Here is a 19381-nt window from a genome sequence, read left to right on the forward strand (position 1 = left end):
CACTTACTGTCTGAATACGGTGGCAGATCTTGAGCATCGCCTCTAACGAAATGAATGTTTTGGTCCGTCCGGACTCCTACCTGACGCTGCATTACCGCATCACCCTGGCTTCGGGCCCCGGCAAGGATTCGGTGTTCACCGATACCTTCGACGGCCGTCCGGCCACGTTGCAGATGGGCAGCGGCCAATGGGCGCCGGGCCTGGAAACCGCCTTGCTGGGCAAGGCCGAGGGCGACCGTTTCAGCGTCACGCTGGAGCCGGCCGACGCCTATGGCGACCGCAACCCCGAGCTGATCCAGCGCGTCACGCGCAAGATGCTCGCCGAGCACGCCGGCGCCGACGCCACGTTCGAGCCGGGCGACCTGGTTGAGTTCGCGGCGCCCAACGGCGGCCGCTATTCGGGCGTCCTGAAGGAAATCAACGAGGAATCGGCGTTGTTCGATTTCAACCACCCGCTCGCGGGCATCAGCTTGCGGGTCGACGTGGCGCTGCTGGGAGTCCTCTGATGAGCCAGGCTGTCACCGCCGCCGGCGCCGAAGTCCTGTTGGCGCAGCCGCGCGGCTTCTGTGCCGGCGTCGATCGCGCCATCGACATCGTCGAGCGCGCGCTCGAACTGCACGGCGCGCCGATCTACGTGCGCCACGAGATCGTCCACAACCGCTACGTGGTCGAAGACCTGCGCGCCAAGGGCGCCATCTTCATCGACGAACTGGACGATGCGCCCGCCGGCGCCATCGTGGTGTTCTCGGCCCACGGCGTGTCCAAGGCGGTGCGGGCCGAAGCCGAGGCGCGCGGGCAGCAGGTGTTCGACGCCACCTGCCCGCTGGTGACCAAGGTGCACATCGAGGTGGCCCGCATGCGCGCGGCCGGCCGCGAGATCATCATGATCGGCCACAAGGGCCATCCGGAAGTCGAGGGCACGCTGGGCCAGGCCCAGGGCGGCATGTACCTGGTCGAGACGGTCGAGGACGTGGCCGGCCTGCAGGTCACCGACCCCGACAACCTGGCGTACGTCACGCAGACCACGCTGTCGGTGGACGACGCCGCGGCCGTCTCGAAGGCGCTGAAAGCGCGTTTCCCCAGCATCGTCGAGCCCAAGAAAAGCGACATCTGCTATGCCACCCAGAACCGCCAGGACGCGGTCAAGGTGCTGGCGCCCGAATGCGACCTGGTGCTGGTGGTGGGCAGCCCCAACAGCTCCAACTCCAACCGCCTGCGCGAAGTGGCGGACCGCAAGGGCGTGGCGTCGTACCTGATCGACGGCGCGCATTCCATCGACCCGGCCTGGCTCGAGGGCCGCAAGCGCATCGGCGTGACCGCCGGCGCGTCGGCGCCCGAGATCCTGGTGCAGCAGGTGATCGCGCGGGTCAAGGAACTGGGCGCCGTGTCGGTGCGCACCATGCCGGGCCTGGAAGAGAACGTGGCGTTCCCGTTGCCCAAGGGGCTGTCGCGCAAGGCCGCGCAGACCGAATCGCTGGAATAGGCGCGACGCCCCGCGCGGGCGTCGTCCAGAACAAGAATCGAGGAGACCTCATGCAGTTGTACAGCTATTTCCGCAGCTCGGCCGCGTATCGCGTGCGCATCGCGCTGAACCTGAAGGGCCTGCCGTACGAATACCTGGCGGTGCACCTGCTCAAGGACGGCGGCCAGCAGTTGTCGGCCGACTACCGCAAGGTCAATCCGACCGCGCTGGTGCCCACGCTGGTCGATGGCGACGCGGTCATCGGCCAGTCGCTCGCGATCATCGAGTATCTCGAGGAAACGCATCCGCAGGCGCCGCTGCTGCCTGCCGACCCGATCGGCCGCGCGCGCGTGCGCGACCTGGCGCTGGGCATCGCCTGCGATACCCATCCGCTGAACAACCTGCGGGTGTTGAAGTACCTGAAGCACACGCTGGGCGTGGACGAGGCCGCCAAGACGGCCTGGTACCAGCATTGGGTGCGCCAGGGGCTGGAAGCCCTGGAAGCGCAACTGGCTGGCTCGGCCGCCACCGGCGCGTTCTGCCATGGCGACACGCCGACCATCGCCGACCTGTGCCTGGTGCCGCAGGTGGCCAACGCGCGCCGCTTCGAATGCGACCTGAGCGCGATGCCGACGGTCGTGCGCATCGACGCCGCCTGCCGCGCCTTGCCGGCCTTCGACGCCGCCGCGCCGGGCAAGCAGCCCGACGCCGAATGAGGCGCGGGCCGGCCGGGATCTCTTCCCGGCCGGCCCGCCGCCCGCCTGTCGATCGGGCTCAGCCCAACTGCACCGGCACGAAGATCTTGTCTTCGCCGCGTTGCACCAGCAGCGCCACCGTCTTGCCGGCCTTGGACAGCGCGTCCTTGACCTGGCCGATGTTGTGCACCGGCACGCCATTGAGCGACAGCAGCACGTCACCCGGCTGGATGCCGGCCTTGGCGGCCGGACCCGCCGATTGCTCGATCAACAGGCCCTGCGTGCCCGCCGCTTCCTGCTCCTGCGGCGAGAGCGGGCGCAAGGCCAGGCCAAGCTGGCCCTTCTGCACGTCGCGGCTGTCGCCGGCGGTCTGCGTCCGGTCCTTCGGCACGCCGCCCAGCGTCGCCACGACTTCCTTGGGGGCGCCGTTGCGCCACAGGTCCAGCGTGATCTTCTCGCCCGGCGTGGCCAGCGTGATCAGCGACGCCAGGTCGCCCGACGACACGATGGTGCGGCCGTTGATCTTGCGCACCACGTCGCCGGGCTGCAGACCGGCCTTCTCGGCCGCGCTGCCTTTCTCGACGCTGGAGACCAGCGCGCCGGACGGCGTATCGAGCTTGAACGAGTTGGCCAGGTCCTGGTTGACCTCCTGCACCGTCACGCCCAGTCGCGCATGCTGCACCTTGCCGTGTTCCAGGATCTGGTCCTTGATCTTGTACGCCACGTCGATGGGGATCGAGAACGACAGGCCCTGGAAGCCGCCGGTGCGGCTGTAGATCTGCGAATTGATGCCGACGACTTCGCCGCGGTCGTTGAACAGCGGGCCGCCGGAGTTGCCGGGGTTCACCGCCACGTCGGTCTGGATGAACGGCACCGACGTGTCGTCCGGCAGCGAGCGGCCCTTGGCGCTGACGATGCCGGCGGTGGCGGTGTTCTCCAGGCCGTAGGGCGAGCCGATGGCCAGCACCCATTCGCCCACCTGCAACTGGTTGACGTCGCCGACCTTCACCACCGGCAGGTTCTTGGCGTCGATCTTGATGACGGCCACGTCGGTCTGCGGATCGGCGCCCAGCACCTTGGCGCGGAATTCGCGGCGGTCGGTCAGCTTGACGGTCACTTCCTTGGCGCCTTGCACGACGTGGGCGTTGGTCAGGATGACGCCGTCGCTGCTGACGATGAAGCCCGAGCCCTCGCCGCGGATCGGCACCTCGCGCGACGGCATGCCGCCGCGCGCGCCGGGGATCTGGCCGAAGAACTGGGCGAAGGGATCGTCGTCGTCATCGGACACCTTGCGCGTGCCGCTGATGCTGATGTTGACCACGGCGGGGCCGTAGTCATGCGTGATCTGCACGAAGTTGGGGGCGCCCGGCGTAGGGGCGCCCGGCGTAGTGGCGGCGGCGCTTGCCACGGCGGACGGCGCGCTGGCCGCCATCGAAATGCCGCCGAACGCGGCGGTGGCGCCCGCGCCGCCAATCGCGCCGGCGGCCAGCAGCGCCAGCACCAGGCGCGAGGGGTTCATCTGCGAGGTCTTCATGTCGGCTCCTGCGTCATGTGTGGGGACATGGCGCTATCTTCGGGCCTGACACTTAGGTGAATCTTAAGTCGGCGCCTGCGCGGGCGGAAACGCCACCTGGGCCCGCAGGCCCGGGCCGCCGGGAACGTCCTCGAGCGTGATGGCAGCGCCATGGCGCTGGGCGATGGCGCGGGCGATCGCCAGCCCCAGGCCGCTGCCGGGCTGGGCGTTGCCTTCCAGCCGGTAGAAGCGGTCGAACACGCGGGCGCGCTCGGCCGGCGGGATGCCGGGGCCGTTGTCGTCGATCAGCAGCCGGGCGCCTTCCGGGGGCGTGTCGAGCCGGATCTCGATGCGGCCGCCGGCGGGGGTGTATTTGATGGCATTGTCGAGCAGGTTGCGCGCCAGCAGCACCAGGTCGTCGCGGCGTCCGCGCACCATGGCCTGCGGCGCGCCCTGCAACTCAATGCCGATGTCCTTGGCGTTGGCCGCGGGCAGCGTCTCGGACAGCGCCAGGCGCACCACGTCGGCCAGGTCCACGGCTTCAGCGGGCGGCTGCTCGGCGTTGTTCTCGTGCCGCGCCATCGACAGCAATTGCTCCACCAGCCGCGTGGCGCGCTCGATGCCCGCCGCCAGCCGTTGCTCGGCGACGCGGCGGCTGTCGTCGTCGCTGGCGCGGCGCAGCGATTGCAGTTGCAGGTTCAGCGCCGCCAACGGCGAACGCAGCTCGTGCGCGGCATCGCCGACGAATTGCTTCTGCTGCGCGAAGGCGCCGCGCATCCGTTCCAGCAGCAGGTTCAGTTCCTGCATCAGCGGCCGGATCTCATCGGGCAGGTCGGGCACGTTGATGGGCGACAGGTCCTCGGGCCGGCGGTCGGCCACCTGCGCCCGGGCGCGCTTGACGGGCCGCAGCGACCAGCTCACCACGCACCAGACGATCAGCATCAGCAGCGGCGCCGCCGCCGCGATCGGCGCGACCGTGCGCCAGGCCAGCGCGCCCGCCATGCGCTTGCGCACCTGCATGTCCTGTGCGACCTGGATCACCTGGAATGGCGTGGCCAGCGAGTAGACGCGATAGGTGCTGCCTTCGACTTCGGCGTCGGCGAAACCCAGGATGATCTGGTCGGGCAGGGGCCGGCGCGAGCGCGAGTTGAACACGCGCACGCCATCCGGCGTCCAGATCTGGATGATGAGGTCGTCGGCCATCGGCGTGGCCGAGCCCTTGGCATGGGAGGGGCCCATCCGCAGCAATCCGTCGCCGGTGCCGAGCGACAGCGCGGTGCGCTGCAGCAGCGAATCGAAGATGTCGTCGGCCTGCTGCAGCGTGCTGCGATAGGCGATGGCGCCCTGCACCAGGGCGCCGACCGCGATCGCGGCCAGCAGGAAGAACAGCAACCGGGCCCGCAGCGAATAGCTAAGCGGGATGCTCATGTTTTGGGAATGACATAGCCGACGCCTCTGACGTTCTGGATCAGGTCCTGACCCAGTTTCTTGCGCAGGCCATGAATATAAACCTCGACCGCGTTGCTGCTGACGCTGTCTTTCCAGCTGTACAGCTTTTCCTCGAGCTGGGCGCGCGAGAAGATCATGCCGGGCGGGCGATCAGCGGTTCCAGCACCGCCCATTCGCGCGCGGTCAGCGGCACGGGCGTGCCGTCGACCGTGGCGGCGTGCGACTGCGGGTCGATGATGATGCCGTCGTGCTCGAACACCGGTTCGGCGCGGCCCGCGCTGCGGCGGATCAGGGCGCGCATGCGCGCCAGCAATTCATCGACGTCGTAGGGCTTGACGATGTAGTCGTCGGCGCCGGCGTCCAGGCCCGCGATGCGGTCGCTGACGGCGTCGCGCGCCGTGGCGATCAGGACCGGCGTGCGGTCCTTGCGCCCGCGCAGATCGCGCAGCAGCGACAGGCCATCGCGGCGCGGCAGGCCGAGGTCCAGCAGCACGAGGTCGTAGGGGTCGGTGCGCAGGGCCAGTTCGGCCGCGTGGCCGTCCCTGACCCAGTCGACGGCGTAGTGTTCCGCGCGCAGGCAGTCCAGCACGCTTTCGCCGATCATGGTGTCGTCTTCAACGAGAAGGATGCGCATGATTGTCGTCCCCCCAAGGTGTCCAGCGGGTTGGACGCCGGGCGCGCGGCCGGAGTTCCCGGCGGGGCGGGGCGCGCGATCGATCGCGCCGGAGGCGGAAATGAAAAAAGCAGCCCGAGGGGCTGCTTTTTGAATCCTGGTGCCGGCAATAGGAGTCGAACCTACGACCTTCGCATTACGAATGCGCTGCTCTACCAACTGAGCTATGCCGGCAAGACCATTTGCTTCGTTTCCGGCAAGCCAGAAGTTCAAGCAAAACATCTTCTCTTCCCCGTTTCATGCCCTGTTTATGGGGCCTGATCTGGAAAGACCGAAATCATATCAGAGTTTTTTGGCGATGGGAAACTTGGGAAGCGTGTGGCGCGAAAAAAGATCCGATTTGCACACTTCGAATTTTTCCTTCATAATCTCGTTTCTTAGCAGTTCCCCGATAGCTCAGTCGGTAGAGCGACGGACTGTTAATCCGCAGGTCGCTGGTTCGAGCCCAGCTCGGGGAGCCAAAGAATTCAGGGCCACTCACGCAAGTGAGTGGCCCTTTTGGTTTTTATCGCGCGGCTTGTCCGTTTGGCGAAATTCAGGCCAGGCCTGGCTGGCCCGTCATCCTCCCCTCGTTGTTGTTACCCGCGCCCGATCATCGCGGCCTTGCTTCCGGGGGCTGGGCGCGCGTAAGATTTGTTATGTAATAACATTTCTTTTTGGTGGGGCATCATGCGGACGAATGGCGAGGGTGTGGGGCTGGAGCAGGGGCTGGGCGTGGAGCCCGGTTCGGCATTGGCGCGGTCGGACGCGCGCCTGCCGGTGACGGTGCTGTCGGGCTTTCTCGGCGCGGGCAAGACCACCTTGCTCAACCATGTGCTGAACAACCGCGAAGGGCGGCGCGTGGCGGTCATCGTCAATGACATGTCGGACGTCAACATCGATGCCCGGCTGGTGCGCGAGGGCGGGGCGGCGCTGTCGCGGGCGGACGAAAAACTGGTGGAAATGAGCAACGGCTGCATCTGCTGTACGTTGCGCGAGGACCTGTTGATCGAGATCCGCCGCCTGGCCGCCGAGGGGCGCTTCGACTACCTGCTGATCGAGTCCACCGGCATCTCGGAGCCGCTGCCGGTGGCCGAGACCTTCACCTTCCGCGACGAGGATGGCCTCAGCCTGTCCGACGTGGCAAGGCTGGACACCATGGTCACCGTGGTGGACGCCTTCAATTTCCTGCGCGACTACGCCAGCCACGATCGCCTGGCCGCGCGTGGCGAGACGCTGGGCGAGGAAGACGAGCGCACCGTGGTCGACCTGCTGATCGAGCAGGTGGAGTTCTGCGACGTTATGGTGCTGAACAAGACCGACCTGATCGCGGCGGACGAACTGGAGCGGCTCGAGGCGATCCTGCGCCAGCTCAATCCGCGCGCCGACATCGTGCGCGGCGAGTTTGGCCAGGTGCCGCTGGCGCGCGTGCTGGATACGGGGCGCTTCGACTTCGAGGAAGCGGCGCAGGCGCCGGGCTGGCTCAAGGTGCTGCGCGGCGAGCACACGCCGGAAACCGAGGAGTACGGCATCGGCAGCTTCGTGTTCCGCGCGCGGCGGCCGTTCCATCCGCAGCGCCTGTGGGACTGCTTTCACGAGGAATGGCCCGGCGTGGTGCGCTCCAAGGGCTATTTCTGGCTGGTGACGCGGCCCGCGTTCGCCGCCTCCTGGTCGCAGGCCGGCCCCGTCACGCGCCATGGAGCGGCCGGGTACTGGTGGGCCGCGCTGCCCCGCGAGCGCTGGCCGGAGGACGTCGAGTCGCGCGCCCGCATCGTGGCCGACTGGGATCCCATCTATGGCGACCGCTGCCAGGAACTGGTGCTGATCGGCATCGGCATGGACCAGCCGGCGCTGGCGGCGCGGCTGCAGGCCTGCCTGATGACGCAGGAAGAAATGACCCGCCCGGCGATCGAATTGGCTACGATTCGGGATCCGTTCCCCATCTGGGGCGCGGCGCAATAGCGAGGGCGGGGCGAGAGCCCGTGGGGTGATGGCAGCGGAAGGCGACAAGCGCATCGGCGTGACGGTGATTTCGGGGTTCCTGGGCAGCGGCAAGACGACGCTGCTCAATCGCCTGCTGCGTGAGCCGGCCTATGCCGACGCGGTGGTCATCGTCAACGAATACGGCGACATCGGCGTGGACCATCACCTGGTCCGGCTAGCGCAGGACAACATCGTGTTGATCGAGGGCGGCTGCCTGTGCTGCGTGGTCAGCGGGGCGGTGGCCGATACCCTGCGCGAGCTGTTCATGCTGGCGCTCAATCGCCGTATCAAGCCGTTTCGCCGGGTGCTGATCGAGACCAGCGGCCTGGCGGATCCGGCGCCGGTGCTCTTCACGCTCAAGCACGACCGCTTCCTGGCCGAGCGCTATGCCTACCAGGGCGCCATCGTGGTGGTCGACGTGCGCCACGGGCCGCAGCAGATGGAGACGCAGCCGGAAGCGCTGCGGCAACTGGCCCTGGCCGATACGGTCGTCCTCAGCAAATCCGACCTGGCGGACGCCGCGCAATTGCGCGCGGTGGAGCAGGCCGTGGCCGCGGTCAATCCGGGCGCGCGGCGCTGCGTGCAGCGCACCGATGCGCCGTTGGTCGGCGCGTTGCTGGAAGGGCCCGACACGCAGGCGCGGCGCGACGGCGCCGACCTGGCGGGCTGGCTGCGGGCGTTCGCCAAGCCGATGGCCGCGCGCCACGCGCAGGTAGCGAGCTTTTCGCTGACGCTGGTCGCGCCGATCGGGCGCGCCGCCTTCCTGGCGGGTGTGTCGCGCGTGCAGGAGCGGTTCGGCCCTGCCTTGTTGCGGATGAAGGGGTTGGTGTGTTTCGAGGGGGAGGCCTTGCCCTGCGAAGTCCATGGCGTCCATGGCGAGCTCTATCCGATCCGGGCCTTGCCACAGTGGCCGGGCGATGACCGCCTGTCGCGGCTGGTCTATATCGTCAGGGGCGCGGATGTGGATGCGGTGCGGGCCGAGGTGTGCGCGGCGTTGGGCCAGTTCCCCGCCTGACGGGCCGGGCGAGGCGCCGCTCGCTGGCGAGGCCGGCGCGCGTCTGCCGATTGTCTTGAAATGGCTGGATGGCCGTCATTTCATGTGCTGAAAATGCATGGAAATACGGTATAACCAGAAAGTCTGGTGCAAGAATCGAGACAATCATGGACCGATTGAAAGCGATGCAGGTATTCGTCGAGGTCGCCGACAGGGGTAGTTTGTCGGCGGCGGCGGTTCATCTGGATATGTCGCGCGCGATGGTGTCGCGCTACCTGGCCGAAATGGAACAGTGGGTCGGCGTGCGCCTGCTGCATCGCACCACCCGCCGCCTCAGCCTGACGCCGGCCGGCGCCGAGACGCTGCCGCGCTGCCGTCAGATGCTCGACATGGTGGGCGACCTGCGCAGCGCGGTCTCCACGCCCGAGGATACGCCGCGCGGCCTGTTGCGCATGACCACCAGCATGTCGTTTGGCTCCCGGCACCTGGCGCGGGTCATCACCGACTACGTCAAGCTGCATCCGGGCACCTCGGTGGACCTGATGCTGGTCGACCGGACGGTCAACCTGGTCGAGGAACGGGTCGACCTGGCCGTGCGCATCACCAATGACCTGGATCCGAACCTGATCGCGCGCAAGCTGGCCGTCTGCCGTTCGATCGTCTGCGCCTCGCCCGACTACCTGCAGCGCGAGGGCGAGCCGGCGCGGGTCGAGGACCTGTCGCTGCGCAACTGCCTGACGCACTCCTATTTCGGCAAGAGCCTGTGGCGCTTCGAGCGCGAGGGCGTGCCGGTCGATGTGCCGGTCAGCGGCAACATCAGCGCCAACGAAGTGTCGGTGCTGCTGCAGGCGGCGCTGGAAGGCGCCGGCGTCGCGATGTTGCCAACTTACTACGCCGCCGAGTATGTGGCGCAGGGGCGCCTGAAGGTCATTCTGCCGCAGGCCAAGCCGCAGGAACTCGGCATCTACGGCGTCTACGCGTCACGCCGGCAGATGCCCCTGATCCTGCGTTCGATGCTGGATTTCCTGGTGGAACGGCTGGGGCCGGCCCCTTGGGATCAGTCCTAAGCCGTCCTCGCTTCGAGGCGCCGGGTTGAGGGCGGGGTATATAACGGTATAATTTGGGTGCTGCCTCGACGGGCCGGGCGCTGTGCATCAGAGCCTTTGCCATCGTCCGCCAGCATGCAGTCTTGGAAAATATCTAAGAATCGTGGTTCCGGCGTATCGGGTTCCGGCTTGTCAGGCCAGTGCCCCGCAGGGCCGGGCGCCAGGAGCACCAGGGGAGAGGCGCACCGGATTTTCCGGATGACGGCCGCAGGCGCAGGATGCCATTGGCCAATGCCTGACGATTCAGGTCCTTGATCTCGAATACCGCAATATCGATTACCGCAATGTCGGTTGCCGCGGGAATGGCGCCAAAGGGTGGCGTGTTCCGCAGGCGTGTTGGCGCATTTGCCAGCTTTCCAGATTTTGCTTGAACGAATCCGTCGCGGATGGATTTGTCCCCGCCATGGCCGGGGGCTGCGCGCAGCCCATCTTGAATGGCGTGAGTATCGCCGCGCGAGCCCGCGGCGGTTGGTGGTAAATACAGGATTCTCGTGAGAAATACGCAAACCAGCGCTGTCTGTAGCCGTCCCGCCCATGGCGCGGTTCGGGCGGCCGCGCGGGTCGCTGCCTGGCGCGGGCTTGCCTTGGCCGATGGCGCCCTGCGTGTTTTCAACGTATTTGTTTTCAACATGCCGGCCGCAAATGAAAAAGGCCCGGCGCATTCGCCAGGCCTTGATCAATTTGGTTGCGGGGGCAGGATTTGAACCTACGACCTTCGGGTTATGAGCCCGACGAGCTGCCAGACTGCTCCACCCCGCGTCTGAGAAAAGAATAGTAGCCTTATTTTCAACCTAACGCAAGTTAGCCCTTTTTGAATTTGAATCTCGATGAACGATAGCGAGGCGATACTCGTGCTGGAAACCGCGCTGCTTTGCGCGGTGCAGCCGATGCAACTGTCCGAAATGCGCAAGCTGTTCGGGGACGATGAACGATTCGACAACAGCGCCTTGCGCACGTTGCTGGAAACGCTGCAGAACAACTGGGCCGATGGCGGCCTGGAATTGGTGCAGCTGGCGACGGGGTGGCGTTTCCAGAGTCGCCCGCACATGCAGCGCTACCTGGAACGACTCAATCCCGAGAAGCCGCCGAAGTACTCCCGCGCGGTGATGGAAACCCTGGCCATCGTGGCCTGGCGCCAGCCGGTGACGCGCGGCGACATCGAGGACATCCGCGGCGTGACCGTGTCGTCGAACATCGTGAAGGCGCTGGAAGACCGCGGCTGGATCGAAGTCATCGGCCACCGCGACGCGCCGGGCCGCCCGGCCCTGTTCGGCACCACGCGCCAGTTCCTCGATGACCTTGGCCTGCGCGCGCTGGACGAATTGCCCGCGCTGGAATCCACGCATGCCGCCGCCGCGCTGGCTGGCCTGGACCTGGGCGAAGTGCAGCAGTTGGCGGATGCCGCCGACGCCGCGGAAGGCGCTGATGCCGTTGATGTCGCCGATTCCGTCGAAGGCGCGGAGTCCGTCGAGGGCGTGGCAATCGCCGCCGTCGCCGATAATGGCGAAGGGCAGGGCACCCTTGTCGAGGCTGGCGTGCAAGCCAGTATTCCAGGGGCGGAATTGTCTGTTTCGGACGACGGCGCTCCCATCGCGGCGGATGATGGCGTAGAATCCCCGCTTTCGCGCTCAGAAGAAGACGCGATTCCCGCAGACGATTCCACCGTCCGGGCGCAAGCCGAAAGCTTGTCCGATGCGCCATCCGTGGGCATCGAGAATGCCGGGCGCTTCGATGAAGCCGATGCGCCGGGTGTGGATGCCGCCCAAGAGGCGCATAGCGGGTTGTCCGAAAACCCCGCAGAGACTGGCAGTTCCGACGCACGCGCCGAATCCGGCGCCGCGGATGAACTTGTCGAGCACGCGGAAAGCGCGAAACCGACCGAACCGATAGACGAGGCCGAACCCCTGGTGCCTGGCGCCGGGCCGTTTGAGCCTGATACCGGCTCCGCCGTGGCGGAGCCTGCCGAGCCGGATTCCGCTCAGCCCGAGGCTGAGCGCGAACCGGAGTCCCCAGATGATGATGCGCCTGCCACCGGCAGGCCTCCCCAAGTTTGAAATTCGGAGCTGTCCCAGTGACAACGAATACAGCAATGCAGGACGACAATCCCCGTCCGGATGACGCCGTTTCCAATGCGCCGGCGGAAGCTTCCGCCGGCCGCGAGCCGGCCGCCGAAGGCGAGGCCCGCGGCCGTGGCCGCAAGCTGCGCACCCCGTTCCGCCGCCGTCGCGGCGACGCCGCCGCCGAGCAGGCGCCGGCTGCCGAAGGGCAGGCCGCCGCGCCCGCCCAGGCTGCCGCCGACAGCGCGGACAGCCGCGGCGGCGAGCAGGAAGCCGAGCAGGCCCTGTCGTACCTGGAAACCGCTGACCGCATGGAGCAGCGCCTGGGCAAGTACCTGAACAGCGAAGCGGTGATGCCGAAGCTGCACAAGGTGCTGGCCGACGCCGGCATCGGTTCGCGCCGCGAGATGGAAGAGCTGATCGTCGCCGGCCGCGTGTCGGTCAACGGCGAGCCGGCCCATATCGGCCAGCGCGTGGGCCCGAACGACCAGGTGCGCGTCAATGGCAAGCCCATCATGCGCACCAACACCAAGAAGCCGCCGCGCGTGATCCTGTATCACAAGCCGGCCGGCGAGATCGTCAGTCATGACGATCCGGGCGGCCGCGCCAGCGTGTTCGCGCGCCTGCCCAAGCTGCGCACCGGCAAGTGGCTGTCGGTCGGCCGCCTCGACCTGAATACCGAAGGCCTGCTGATCTTCACGACCTCGGGCGACATGGCCAACCGCATCATGCACCCGCGTTACGGCACCGAGCGTGAATACGCGGTGCGCGTGCTGGGCGAGATGGACGAAGCGCAGCGCCAGTCGCTGGTCGACGGCATCGAGCTGGAAGACGGCGTGGCCGCGTTCGGCGCGCTCGATTACCTGGGCGGCGACGGCAGCAACCGCTGGTACCGCGTGACCCTGCAGGAAGGGCGCAACCGCGAAGTGCGCCGCATGTTCGAGGCGGTGGGCGTGACGGTCAGCCGACTGATCCGCACCCGCTTCGGCGATGTGGTGCTGCCGCGCACGCTGCGCCGTGGCCGCTGGGAAGAGCTGGACGCCTCGCTGGTCACCGCGCTGATGGTGCAGCTGGGCCTGTTGCGTGAAGACGACGAATCTGGCGGCAACCGCCGCCGTTCCAAGCAACCGCAGTCGCATGACAGCGCCTTGCCCCCGGGCTTTGGCACGATGGATCGCAATGGCATGAACGGCGCCCGTATCGGCCGCCGCGGCAAGATCCAGGGCGGCCGTGCCGGCAGCGCCGGCCAGGCGGCGGCGTGTCCGTCCGATCCTTTTGGTACCGGTCTGATGATCGCTGGCGGCTACGCCAACGGTCACCCCCTGGCGGGCGAAGCCGCCGGCAACCGCAAGGGCGGCAAGCCCGCGGGTGGCCGCGGCGCGGCGGGTGGCGGCGCGGGTGGCGGTGGCAAGCCGGGCGGTCGCGCGGGTGGCAAGGCGGGCGGCGGCAAGCCGCGCGGCGCGCGTGCCGCGGCCGCCAATGGTCCGGCCGTGGCGACGGGCGCGGTGGATGCACCGGCAGGCGCTGGCCGCAAGCCGGCTGGTGGCAAGCCCGGCGGCAAGCCGGCGGCCGCGCGTGGCGGCAATGCCGCTCGCGGTGGCAAGCCGGCGGGCGCAGGCCGTGGCGGCAACAAGGCTGATGGTCCGCGCGCCGGTGGTGGTGGTGGTGCGGGCGGCGGCAACAAGGGCCCGGGCGCCGGTGGCAAGCCGCGCGCGGCCCGCAATGCGGCGTCGCCCCGTGGCGACGACTGGCAGCCGCGCGGCGCGTCGGCCCATGAATCGCGCCTGGGCGTGATGGGTGGCCGGGGCGGCCGGGGGCGTTAAACCCGCGCCATAGCGGCGTCTACGCGGCGCCGCTGGCTCGATCCGTCCCACATAAACGTAAGCCCGTGACGAATCAGGCGTTTTTCCGGTTTATCTGGTAAAATCAATGGTTTTCATGGCTTCGCGTCTGTCCGTTAACGCCGTTGGCCTGTCGGTTCGCGCCGTTGGTTTGCCGCTCATGCGGCGTTTTTCATGGATGCGCGGGTTGTACGGACTGTCTGGGCAGGCGGGTCGCTGACGGGTCGTCAGATGGGCCGTTGGCCGGTTTCATGGCTGGAACCCATGTGGTCGCAGTGGTTTTGCGGCGCAAGTGGTCTCGGTGAAACGGGTTTGGGCTGACTGCCCCCGCGGAGTTGGCGGGTGCGTCGCAAGGGCGGCGCGAGCCGAAATTTAGGTCGCAATATAGGGCACTGCCCAGCATTGCTCCTTACGTGCAGTAGGGTGGCGGCTGGGCACTGTGCAATACGGTGGGCTGGGCGTGCAGCCCATTTTTTTTGAGTATATGGCTGATTTATTCGCATTGACCGAAGAGGCACTGGCCGGCATGGACGTCGAACTCGTCGACGTCGAACGTGCCGCGCTGGGCCTTTTGCGCGTCACGATCGATCGGGTCGGCGGTGTGCGCATCGAAGACTGCGAGCAAGTGTCCCGCCAATTGTCGCGGGTGTACGAGGTCGAGAACATCGACTACAAGCGGCTGGAAGTCGGTTCGCCGGGCATTGACCGCCCGCTGCGCAACGAGGCCGAATTCCGCCGTTTCGCAGGCGAACGCATCGAGATCAAGCTGCGCGAGGCATTGGACGGACGCAAGGTCTTTTCCGGCACGTTGACCGTGCCCGAGGACGCGCCCGCAGCTCCGGACGCCGCGGCTGGGATGCACAAGACCGTGTTCGGTCTCGAATTTGAGGCAAAAAAGAACGAAGTCCAGGTGTTGAATTTCACGGTCGAGGATATCGAGCGTGCAAAACTGGACCCCGTTCTGGATTTCAAGGGCAAAAAGCGATGAGTCGCGAAATTCTTCTGTTGGTCGATGCCTTGGCGCGTGAAAAGAACGTCACGCGTGATGTCGTGTTCGGGGCGCTGGAAAGCGCGCTGGCCTCGGCCATGAAAAAGCGCTTCAAGGATGATGCGGACATTCGTGTTGCCATCGATCGTGAAACCGGTGACCACGAAGGTTTCCGCCGCTGGCTGGTGGTGCCCGACGAAGCGGGCCTGCAAGAACCCGACAAGCAGGAAATGCTGTCGGACGCCGTCGAGATCGTGCCCAACATCCAGGTGGGTGAGTACATCGAGGAACCGCTCGAGCCGATCGAGTTCGGCCGTATCGGCGCCCAGGCCGCCAAGCAGGCGATCCTGCAGAAGATCCGTGACGCCGAGCGCGAGCAGGTCCTGAACGACTTCCTCGACCGCGGCGAAACCATCGTGTCCGGCACCATCAAGCGCATGGACAAGGGCGACGCCATCATCGAGACCGGCAAGATCGAAGCGCGCCTGCCGCGCTCCGAAATGATCCCGAAGGAAAACCTCCGGGTCGCCGACCGCGTCCGCGCGTTCGTCCTGCGCGTCGACCATGCGGCCCGCGGCCAGCAGGTGATCCTGTCGCGCACCTCGCCCGAGTTCATCCGCCAGCTGTTCGAGAATGAAGTGCCCGAGATCGAGCAGGGTCTGCTCGAGATCAAGGCGGCCGCTCGCGACGCCGGCGTGCGTGCGAAGATCGCCGTGGTGGCATACGATAAGCGTATCGACCCCATCGGCACCTGCGTCGGCATGCGCGGTTCGCGCGTGACCGCCGTGCGCAACGAGCTGGGCGGCGAGCAGGTCGACATCGTGCTGTGGTCGGAAGATCCCGCGCAGTTCGTCATCGGCGCCCTGGCGCCGGCCAACGTCGAGTCCATCGTGGTGGACGAAGACAAGCACGCGATGGACGTGGTGGTCGACGAGGAAAACCTGCCCAAGGCGATCGGCGCCAAGGGCCAGAACGTGCGCCTGGCTTCCGAGCTGACCGGCTGGCAGATCAACATCATGACGCCGGAAGAAAGCCTGAACCGCCAGGAAGTCGAGCGTTCGGGCCTGCGCACCACGTTCATGAACAAGCTGGACGTCGATGAGGAAGTCGCCGACATCCTGATCGACGAAGGTTTCACCGGTATCGAGGAAATCGCCTACGTCCCCATGCAGGAACTGCTGGAGATCGAGGCGTTCGACGAAGACACCATCAACGAGTTGCGCGCCCGTGCCCGCAATGCGCTGCTGACCGAGGCCATCGCCCAGGAAGAGCGCCTTGAAACGGCGCAGGATTTGCTTGAACTCGAAGGCGTGACGCCCGAACTGGCCGCCAAGCTGGCCGAGCGTCAAGTGCATACGCGTGATGATCTGGCCGAACTGGCGACGGACGAACTGGCGGAAATCGCCGGCCTGACCGAGCAGGAAGCCAGCGACCTCATCATGCGTGCCCGCGCCCATTGGTTCGATGAAGAATAACCAAAAGGACACGGGTCTGCGGCGGATGGCCGTCAAGTCCGCCGCATGTTCACGTTGTTTGTAATAGCTGCATATAGGGAAGAGAGAGCCTAATGTCGAGTAACACCGTCGCCCAGTTCGCTACCGAGCTGAAAATGCCTGCCAATGTGCTGCTGGAACAGCTGCGCTCGGCTGGCGTTGACCTCAAATCGGTGGACGATTCCGTCACCGACAGCGACAAGGCGAAATTGCTCGAATCGCTGCGTCGCGCCCACGGCGCGACCGAAGGCAAGAAGATCACCCTGACGCGCCGCCAGACCTCCGAGATCCGCCAGGCTGACGCCACCGGCCGCTCGCGTACCATCCAGGTCGAGGTTCGCAAGAAGCGCGTGTTCGTCAAGCGTGATCCCTCCGAAATCGCCCTTGAGCAAGCCGCCGCCGCTCGCGCCGAAGAGGAAGCGGGCGCGGAAGAAGCCCAGCAGGTGTCCGCACCCGTCGCGTCCGAAGTGGCCGCGCCGGTCGAACCGCGCGATGCCGCGCCGGTCCAGGCTCCCGCTCCGGCCCCGGTGCAAGAGCCCGTTGCTGTAGAAGCGCCCGCGCCGGTTGAAGCGCCCGCGCCTGTTGAATCCGTCGCGGCCGAAGTGCCCGCCCCCGTCGCGGCTCCCGCCGCCGAAGTCCAGGCCCAGCCTGAACCGGAACCGACGCCGGCGCCCGCTCCTGCCGAGCCCGTGGCCGAAGAGGCCAAGCCCGAAGTCAAGACTGAATCCACCGAGCCCAAGGCTGAAGAAGCCAAGCCGGAACCCGTTGTGCTAGCCAATACGTCCGAACCATCGTCATCCCAGGCCGCCGCGCCTGTCGCGCAGGTGCCGCCTGCCGCGAAGTCTGAATCCGTCAAATCCGCCGCCAAGCCGGTCGAGTCCGCTGCGCCCGCCGCCAAGGTCGGCAACCGCGCCGACAACCGCCGCGCCGGCCCGCCGCTCGCCGCCTCCGCCACTGGCGCCGGCCGCGACGAGGCCCGCCGTGCCGCCGAGGCCGAAGCCGCCGCGCTGCGCGAAATGCTGAACCGCCCGCGCAAGGTGCTGCGCGCTCCCGAACCGGAAGCCCCCGCCGCGGCGGCCGCCCCGATCTCGGGCACGCTGCACAAGCCGGCCGGCAAGCCCGGCGCCGCGCCTGGCGCCAAGAAGGACGCCAAGCCCGCCGCGCCCGGCACCAAGAAGACCATCAAGACGGCCGAGGTCGCCTCGACCTGGTCGGATGACGCCTCGCGCAAGAAGCCGGCCGACAAGCCGGCGGCGCCGGCCAGCCGTGACGGCTGGCGTGCCGGCGGCAAGGGCGGTGGCAAGAGTGGCGGCCGTGGTGGCCGCAACCAGCAGAACGACCGCCGCAACGAGCCCGCGCCGCAGGAATTCATCGCGCGTGAAGTGCACGTGCCGGAAACCATCAGCGTGGCCGACCTGGCCCACAAGATGTCCGTCAAGGCCGCCGAAGTCATCAAGCAATTGATGAAGCTGGGCCAGATGGTCACCATCAACCAGGTGCTGGACCAGGAAACGGCCATGATCGTGGTCGAGGAACTGGGCCACGTGGCGATCGCCGCCAAGCTCGACGATCCGGAAGCCTTCCTGGACGAAACCGCCAGCGTGTCGGAAGCCGAACAGCTGCCGCGCGCTCCGGTCGTGACCGTGATGGGCCACGTCGACCACGGCAAGACCTCGCTGCTGGACTACATCCGCCGCGCCAAGGTCGCCGCGGGCGAAGCCGGCGGCATTACGCAGCACATCGGCGCCTACCACGTGGAAACCGAGCGTGGCATGGTGACCTTCCTGGATACCCCGGGCCACGAGGCGTTCACCGCCATGCGTGCCCGTGGCGCCAAGGCCACCGACATCGTCATCCTGGTCTGCGCGGCCGACGACGGCGTGATGCCGCAGACGCGTGAAGCCATCCACCATGCCAAGGCCGCAGGCGTGCCGATGGTGGTGGCCATGACCAAGATCGACAAGCCCAGCGCCAACCCCGAGCGCGTCAAGCAAGAGCTGGTCGCCGAGGAAGTGGTGCCGGAAGAATACGGCGGCGACGTGCCGTTCGTGCCGGTGTCGGCCAAGACCGGCGAGGGCATCGACGCGCTGCTCGAGAACGTGCTGCTGCAAGCCGAACTGCTGGAACTGAAGGCTCCGGTCGACTCGGCCGCCAAGGGCCTGGTGATCGAAGCCCGCCTGGACAAGGGCCGCGGCCCGGTCGCGACCATCCTGGTCCAGAGCGGCACGCTGAACCGTGGCGACGTGGTGCTGGCTGGCGCCAGCTTCGGCCGCGTCCGCGCCATGCTCGACGAGAACGGCAAGCCGATCCAGGCCGCCGGCCCGTCGATCCCGGTGGAAATCCAGGGCCTGACCGAAGTGCCGGCCGCCGGCGACGAGCTGATGGTGCTGTCCGACGAGCGCAAGGCGCGCGAAATCGCGCTGTTCCGCCAGGGCAAGTTCCGCGACGTCAAGCTGGCCCGCCAACAGGCCGCCAAGCTGGAATCGATGTTCGACAACCTGGGCGAAGGCACCCAGACCCTGGCGCTGATCGTCAAGACCGACGTGCAGGGTTCGCAGGAAGCGCTGGTGCAGTCGCTGACCAAGCTGTCGACCGACGAAGTCCGTGTGCAAGTGGTGCACGCGGCCGTGGGCGGCATCTCGGAAAGCGACATCAACCTGGCGATCGCCTCGAACGCCGTGGTGATCGGCTTCAACGTCCGCGCCGAAGCCAGCGCCAAGAAGCTGGCCGAGACCAACGGCATCGACGTGCGCTACTACAACATCATCTACGACGCCGTGGACGAAGTGAAGGCAGCCATGTCGGGCATGTTGGCGCCCGAGAAGAAGGAAGAGATCATCGGCCTGGTCGAGATCCGCGAGGTCTACAGCATCTCCCGCATCGGCAACATCGCCGGTTGCATGGTGCTCGACGGCCTGGTGCGTCGCGATTCGCAGGTCCGCCTGCTGCGCAACAACGTGGTCCAGTGGACCGGCCAGCTCGATTCGCTGCGCCGCTTCAAGGACGACGTCAAGGAAGTCAAGTCGGGCTTCGATTGCGGTCTTACGCTGCGCGGCAACAACGACATCCAGGTGGGCGACCAGCTGGAAGTCTTTGAAATCAAGGAAATCGCGCGTACGCTGTAAGGCGTCGCGAGGCATTGCTTCTA

At 67.1% G+C, this 19381-nt stretch carries 13 protein-coding genes, 3 tRNA genes and 1 pseudogene; 12 read left to right on the forward strand and 5 right to left on the reverse strand.

The genetic code is table 11. The annotated features are described in order from the left end of the window. Window positions 1-29 precede the first annotated feature (29 nt). Genes AC1HFW_RS01565 through maiA form a run of 3 tightly spaced genes read left to right on the forward strand, consistent with a single transcriptional unit; the run spans window position 30 to window position 2178 of the window. The gene (locus AC1HFW_RS01565) at window positions 30-506 is read left to right on the forward strand and encodes an FKBP-type peptidyl-prolyl cis-trans isomerase (protein WP_175142229.1); all 477 of its coding nucleotides are present in this window, start codon (window positions 30-32) and stop codon (window positions 504-506) included. Then, window positions 506-1483 (forward strand): 4-hydroxy-3-methylbut-2-enyl diphosphate reductase, encoded by a 978-nt coding sequence (gene ispH / locus AC1HFW_RS01570; protein ID WP_006393670.1) that lies wholly within the window; start codon window positions 506-508, stop codon window positions 1481-1483. Before AC1HFW_RS01565 ends, ispH begins: the two co-directional genes overlap by 1 nt. A gap of 50 nt (window positions 1484-1533) precedes the next feature. Beyond that, on the forward strand, window positions 1534-2178 hold the full coding sequence (maiA, locus tag AC1HFW_RS01575; protein WP_006393671.1) for a maleylacetoacetate isomerase: 645 nt from the start codon (window positions 1534-1536) through the stop codon (window positions 2176-2178). A gap of 58 nt (window positions 2179-2236) precedes the next feature. On the opposite strand, the gene AC1HFW_RS01580 is transcribed toward maiA, so the two are convergent. The 4 genes and pseudogenes from AC1HFW_RS01580 to AC1HFW_RS01595 all read right to left on the reverse strand — a co-directional run bounded on the left by AC1HFW_RS01580 (window position 2237) and on the right by AC1HFW_RS01595 (window position 5966). Next, a complete protein-coding gene (locus AC1HFW_RS01580) occupies window positions 2237-3691 on the reverse strand; it encodes a DegQ family serine endoprotease (protein ID WP_479281579.1) in 1455 nt (484 codons plus the stop codon). Between the two features lie 63 nt (window positions 3692-3754). After that, window positions 3755-5098 carry an ATP-binding protein gene (locus AC1HFW_RS01585; protein WP_241068706.1) on the reverse strand — a complete coding sequence of 448 codons (1344 nt, stop codon included), beginning with the start codon at window positions 5096-5098 and terminating at the stop codon, window positions 3755-3757. Continuing rightward, window positions 5095-5753 (reverse strand): annotated as a pseudogene (locus AC1HFW_RS01590) (response regulator). Before AC1HFW_RS01590 ends, AC1HFW_RS01585 begins: the two are co-directional and overlap by 4 nt. 137 nt (window positions 5754-5890) lie before the next feature. After that, window positions 5891-5966: transfer RNA gene (locus AC1HFW_RS01595), tRNA-Thr, on the reverse strand. 211 nt (window positions 5967-6177) lie between these two features. On the opposite strand from AC1HFW_RS01595, the gene AC1HFW_RS01600 reads away from it, so the two are divergent. The 4 genes from AC1HFW_RS01600 (at window position 6178) to AC1HFW_RS01615 (ending at window position 9815) form a co-directional block, all read left to right on the forward strand. Next, a tRNA-Asn gene (locus tag AC1HFW_RS01600) sits at window positions 6178-6253 on the forward strand. Window positions 6254-6461: 208 nt separating this feature from the next. Then, window positions 6462-7733: a zinc metallochaperone GTPase ZigA gene (gene zigA, locus AC1HFW_RS01605; RefSeq protein ID WP_479281580.1), complete on the forward strand. Its 1272-nt coding sequence runs from the start codon at window positions 6462-6464 to the stop codon at window positions 7731-7733. A gap of 28 nt (window positions 7734-7761) precedes the next feature. Next, window positions 7762-8769 carry a CobW family GTP-binding protein gene (locus AC1HFW_RS01610; RefSeq protein ID WP_241075028.1) on the forward strand — a complete coding sequence of 336 codons (1008 nt, stop codon included), beginning with the start codon at window positions 7762-7764 and terminating at the stop codon, window positions 8767-8769. Between the two features lie 146 nt (window positions 8770-8915). Further along, entirely contained in the window at window positions 8916-9815 is a 900-nt protein-coding gene (locus tag AC1HFW_RS01615) for a LysR family transcriptional regulator (protein WP_085943751.1), read from the forward strand. Window positions 9816-10536: 721 nt separating this feature from the next. Here the strand turns inward: AC1HFW_RS01615 and AC1HFW_RS01620 are convergent. Next, window positions 10537-10613: transfer RNA gene (locus AC1HFW_RS01620), tRNA-Met, on the reverse strand. 68 nt (window positions 10614-10681) lie between these two features. Here AC1HFW_RS01620 and scpB point away from each other — a divergent pair. The 5 genes from scpB (at window position 10682) to infB (ending at window position 19358) form a co-directional block, all read left to right on the forward strand. Continuing rightward, window positions 10682-11908 carry an SMC-Scp complex subunit ScpB gene (gene scpB / locus AC1HFW_RS01625; protein WP_479281581.1) on the forward strand — a complete coding sequence of 409 codons (1227 nt, stop codon included), beginning with the start codon at window positions 10682-10684 and terminating at the stop codon, window positions 11906-11908. 35 nt (window positions 11909-11943) lie between these two features. Beyond that, a complete protein-coding gene (gene rluB / locus AC1HFW_RS01630; RefSeq protein WP_479281582.1) occupies window positions 11944-13734 on the forward strand; it encodes a 23S rRNA pseudouridine(2605) synthase RluB in 1791 nt (596 codons plus the stop codon). A 502-nt stretch (window positions 13735-14236) separates the two neighbouring features. Beyond that, window positions 14237-14740 (forward strand): ribosome maturation factor RimP, encoded by a 504-nt coding sequence (gene rimP / locus AC1HFW_RS01635; RefSeq protein WP_006396230.1) that lies wholly within the window; start codon window positions 14237-14239, stop codon window positions 14738-14740. Then, window positions 14737-16215, forward strand: a complete 1479-nt coding sequence (gene nusA / locus AC1HFW_RS01640; protein WP_006396231.1) for a transcription termination factor NusA — start codon at window positions 14737-14739, stop codon at window positions 16213-16215. Before rimP ends, nusA begins: the two co-directional genes overlap by 4 nt. A gap of 92 nt (window positions 16216-16307) precedes the next feature. Next, window positions 16308-19358 (forward strand): translation initiation factor IF-2, encoded by a 3051-nt coding sequence (gene infB, locus AC1HFW_RS01645; protein WP_104021573.1) that lies wholly within the window; start codon window positions 16308-16310, stop codon window positions 19356-19358. The last annotated feature ends 23 nt before the right edge of the window (window positions 19359-19381 follow it).

The sequence above is a fragment of the Achromobacter sp. ISS7 genome (assembly GCF_056523125.1).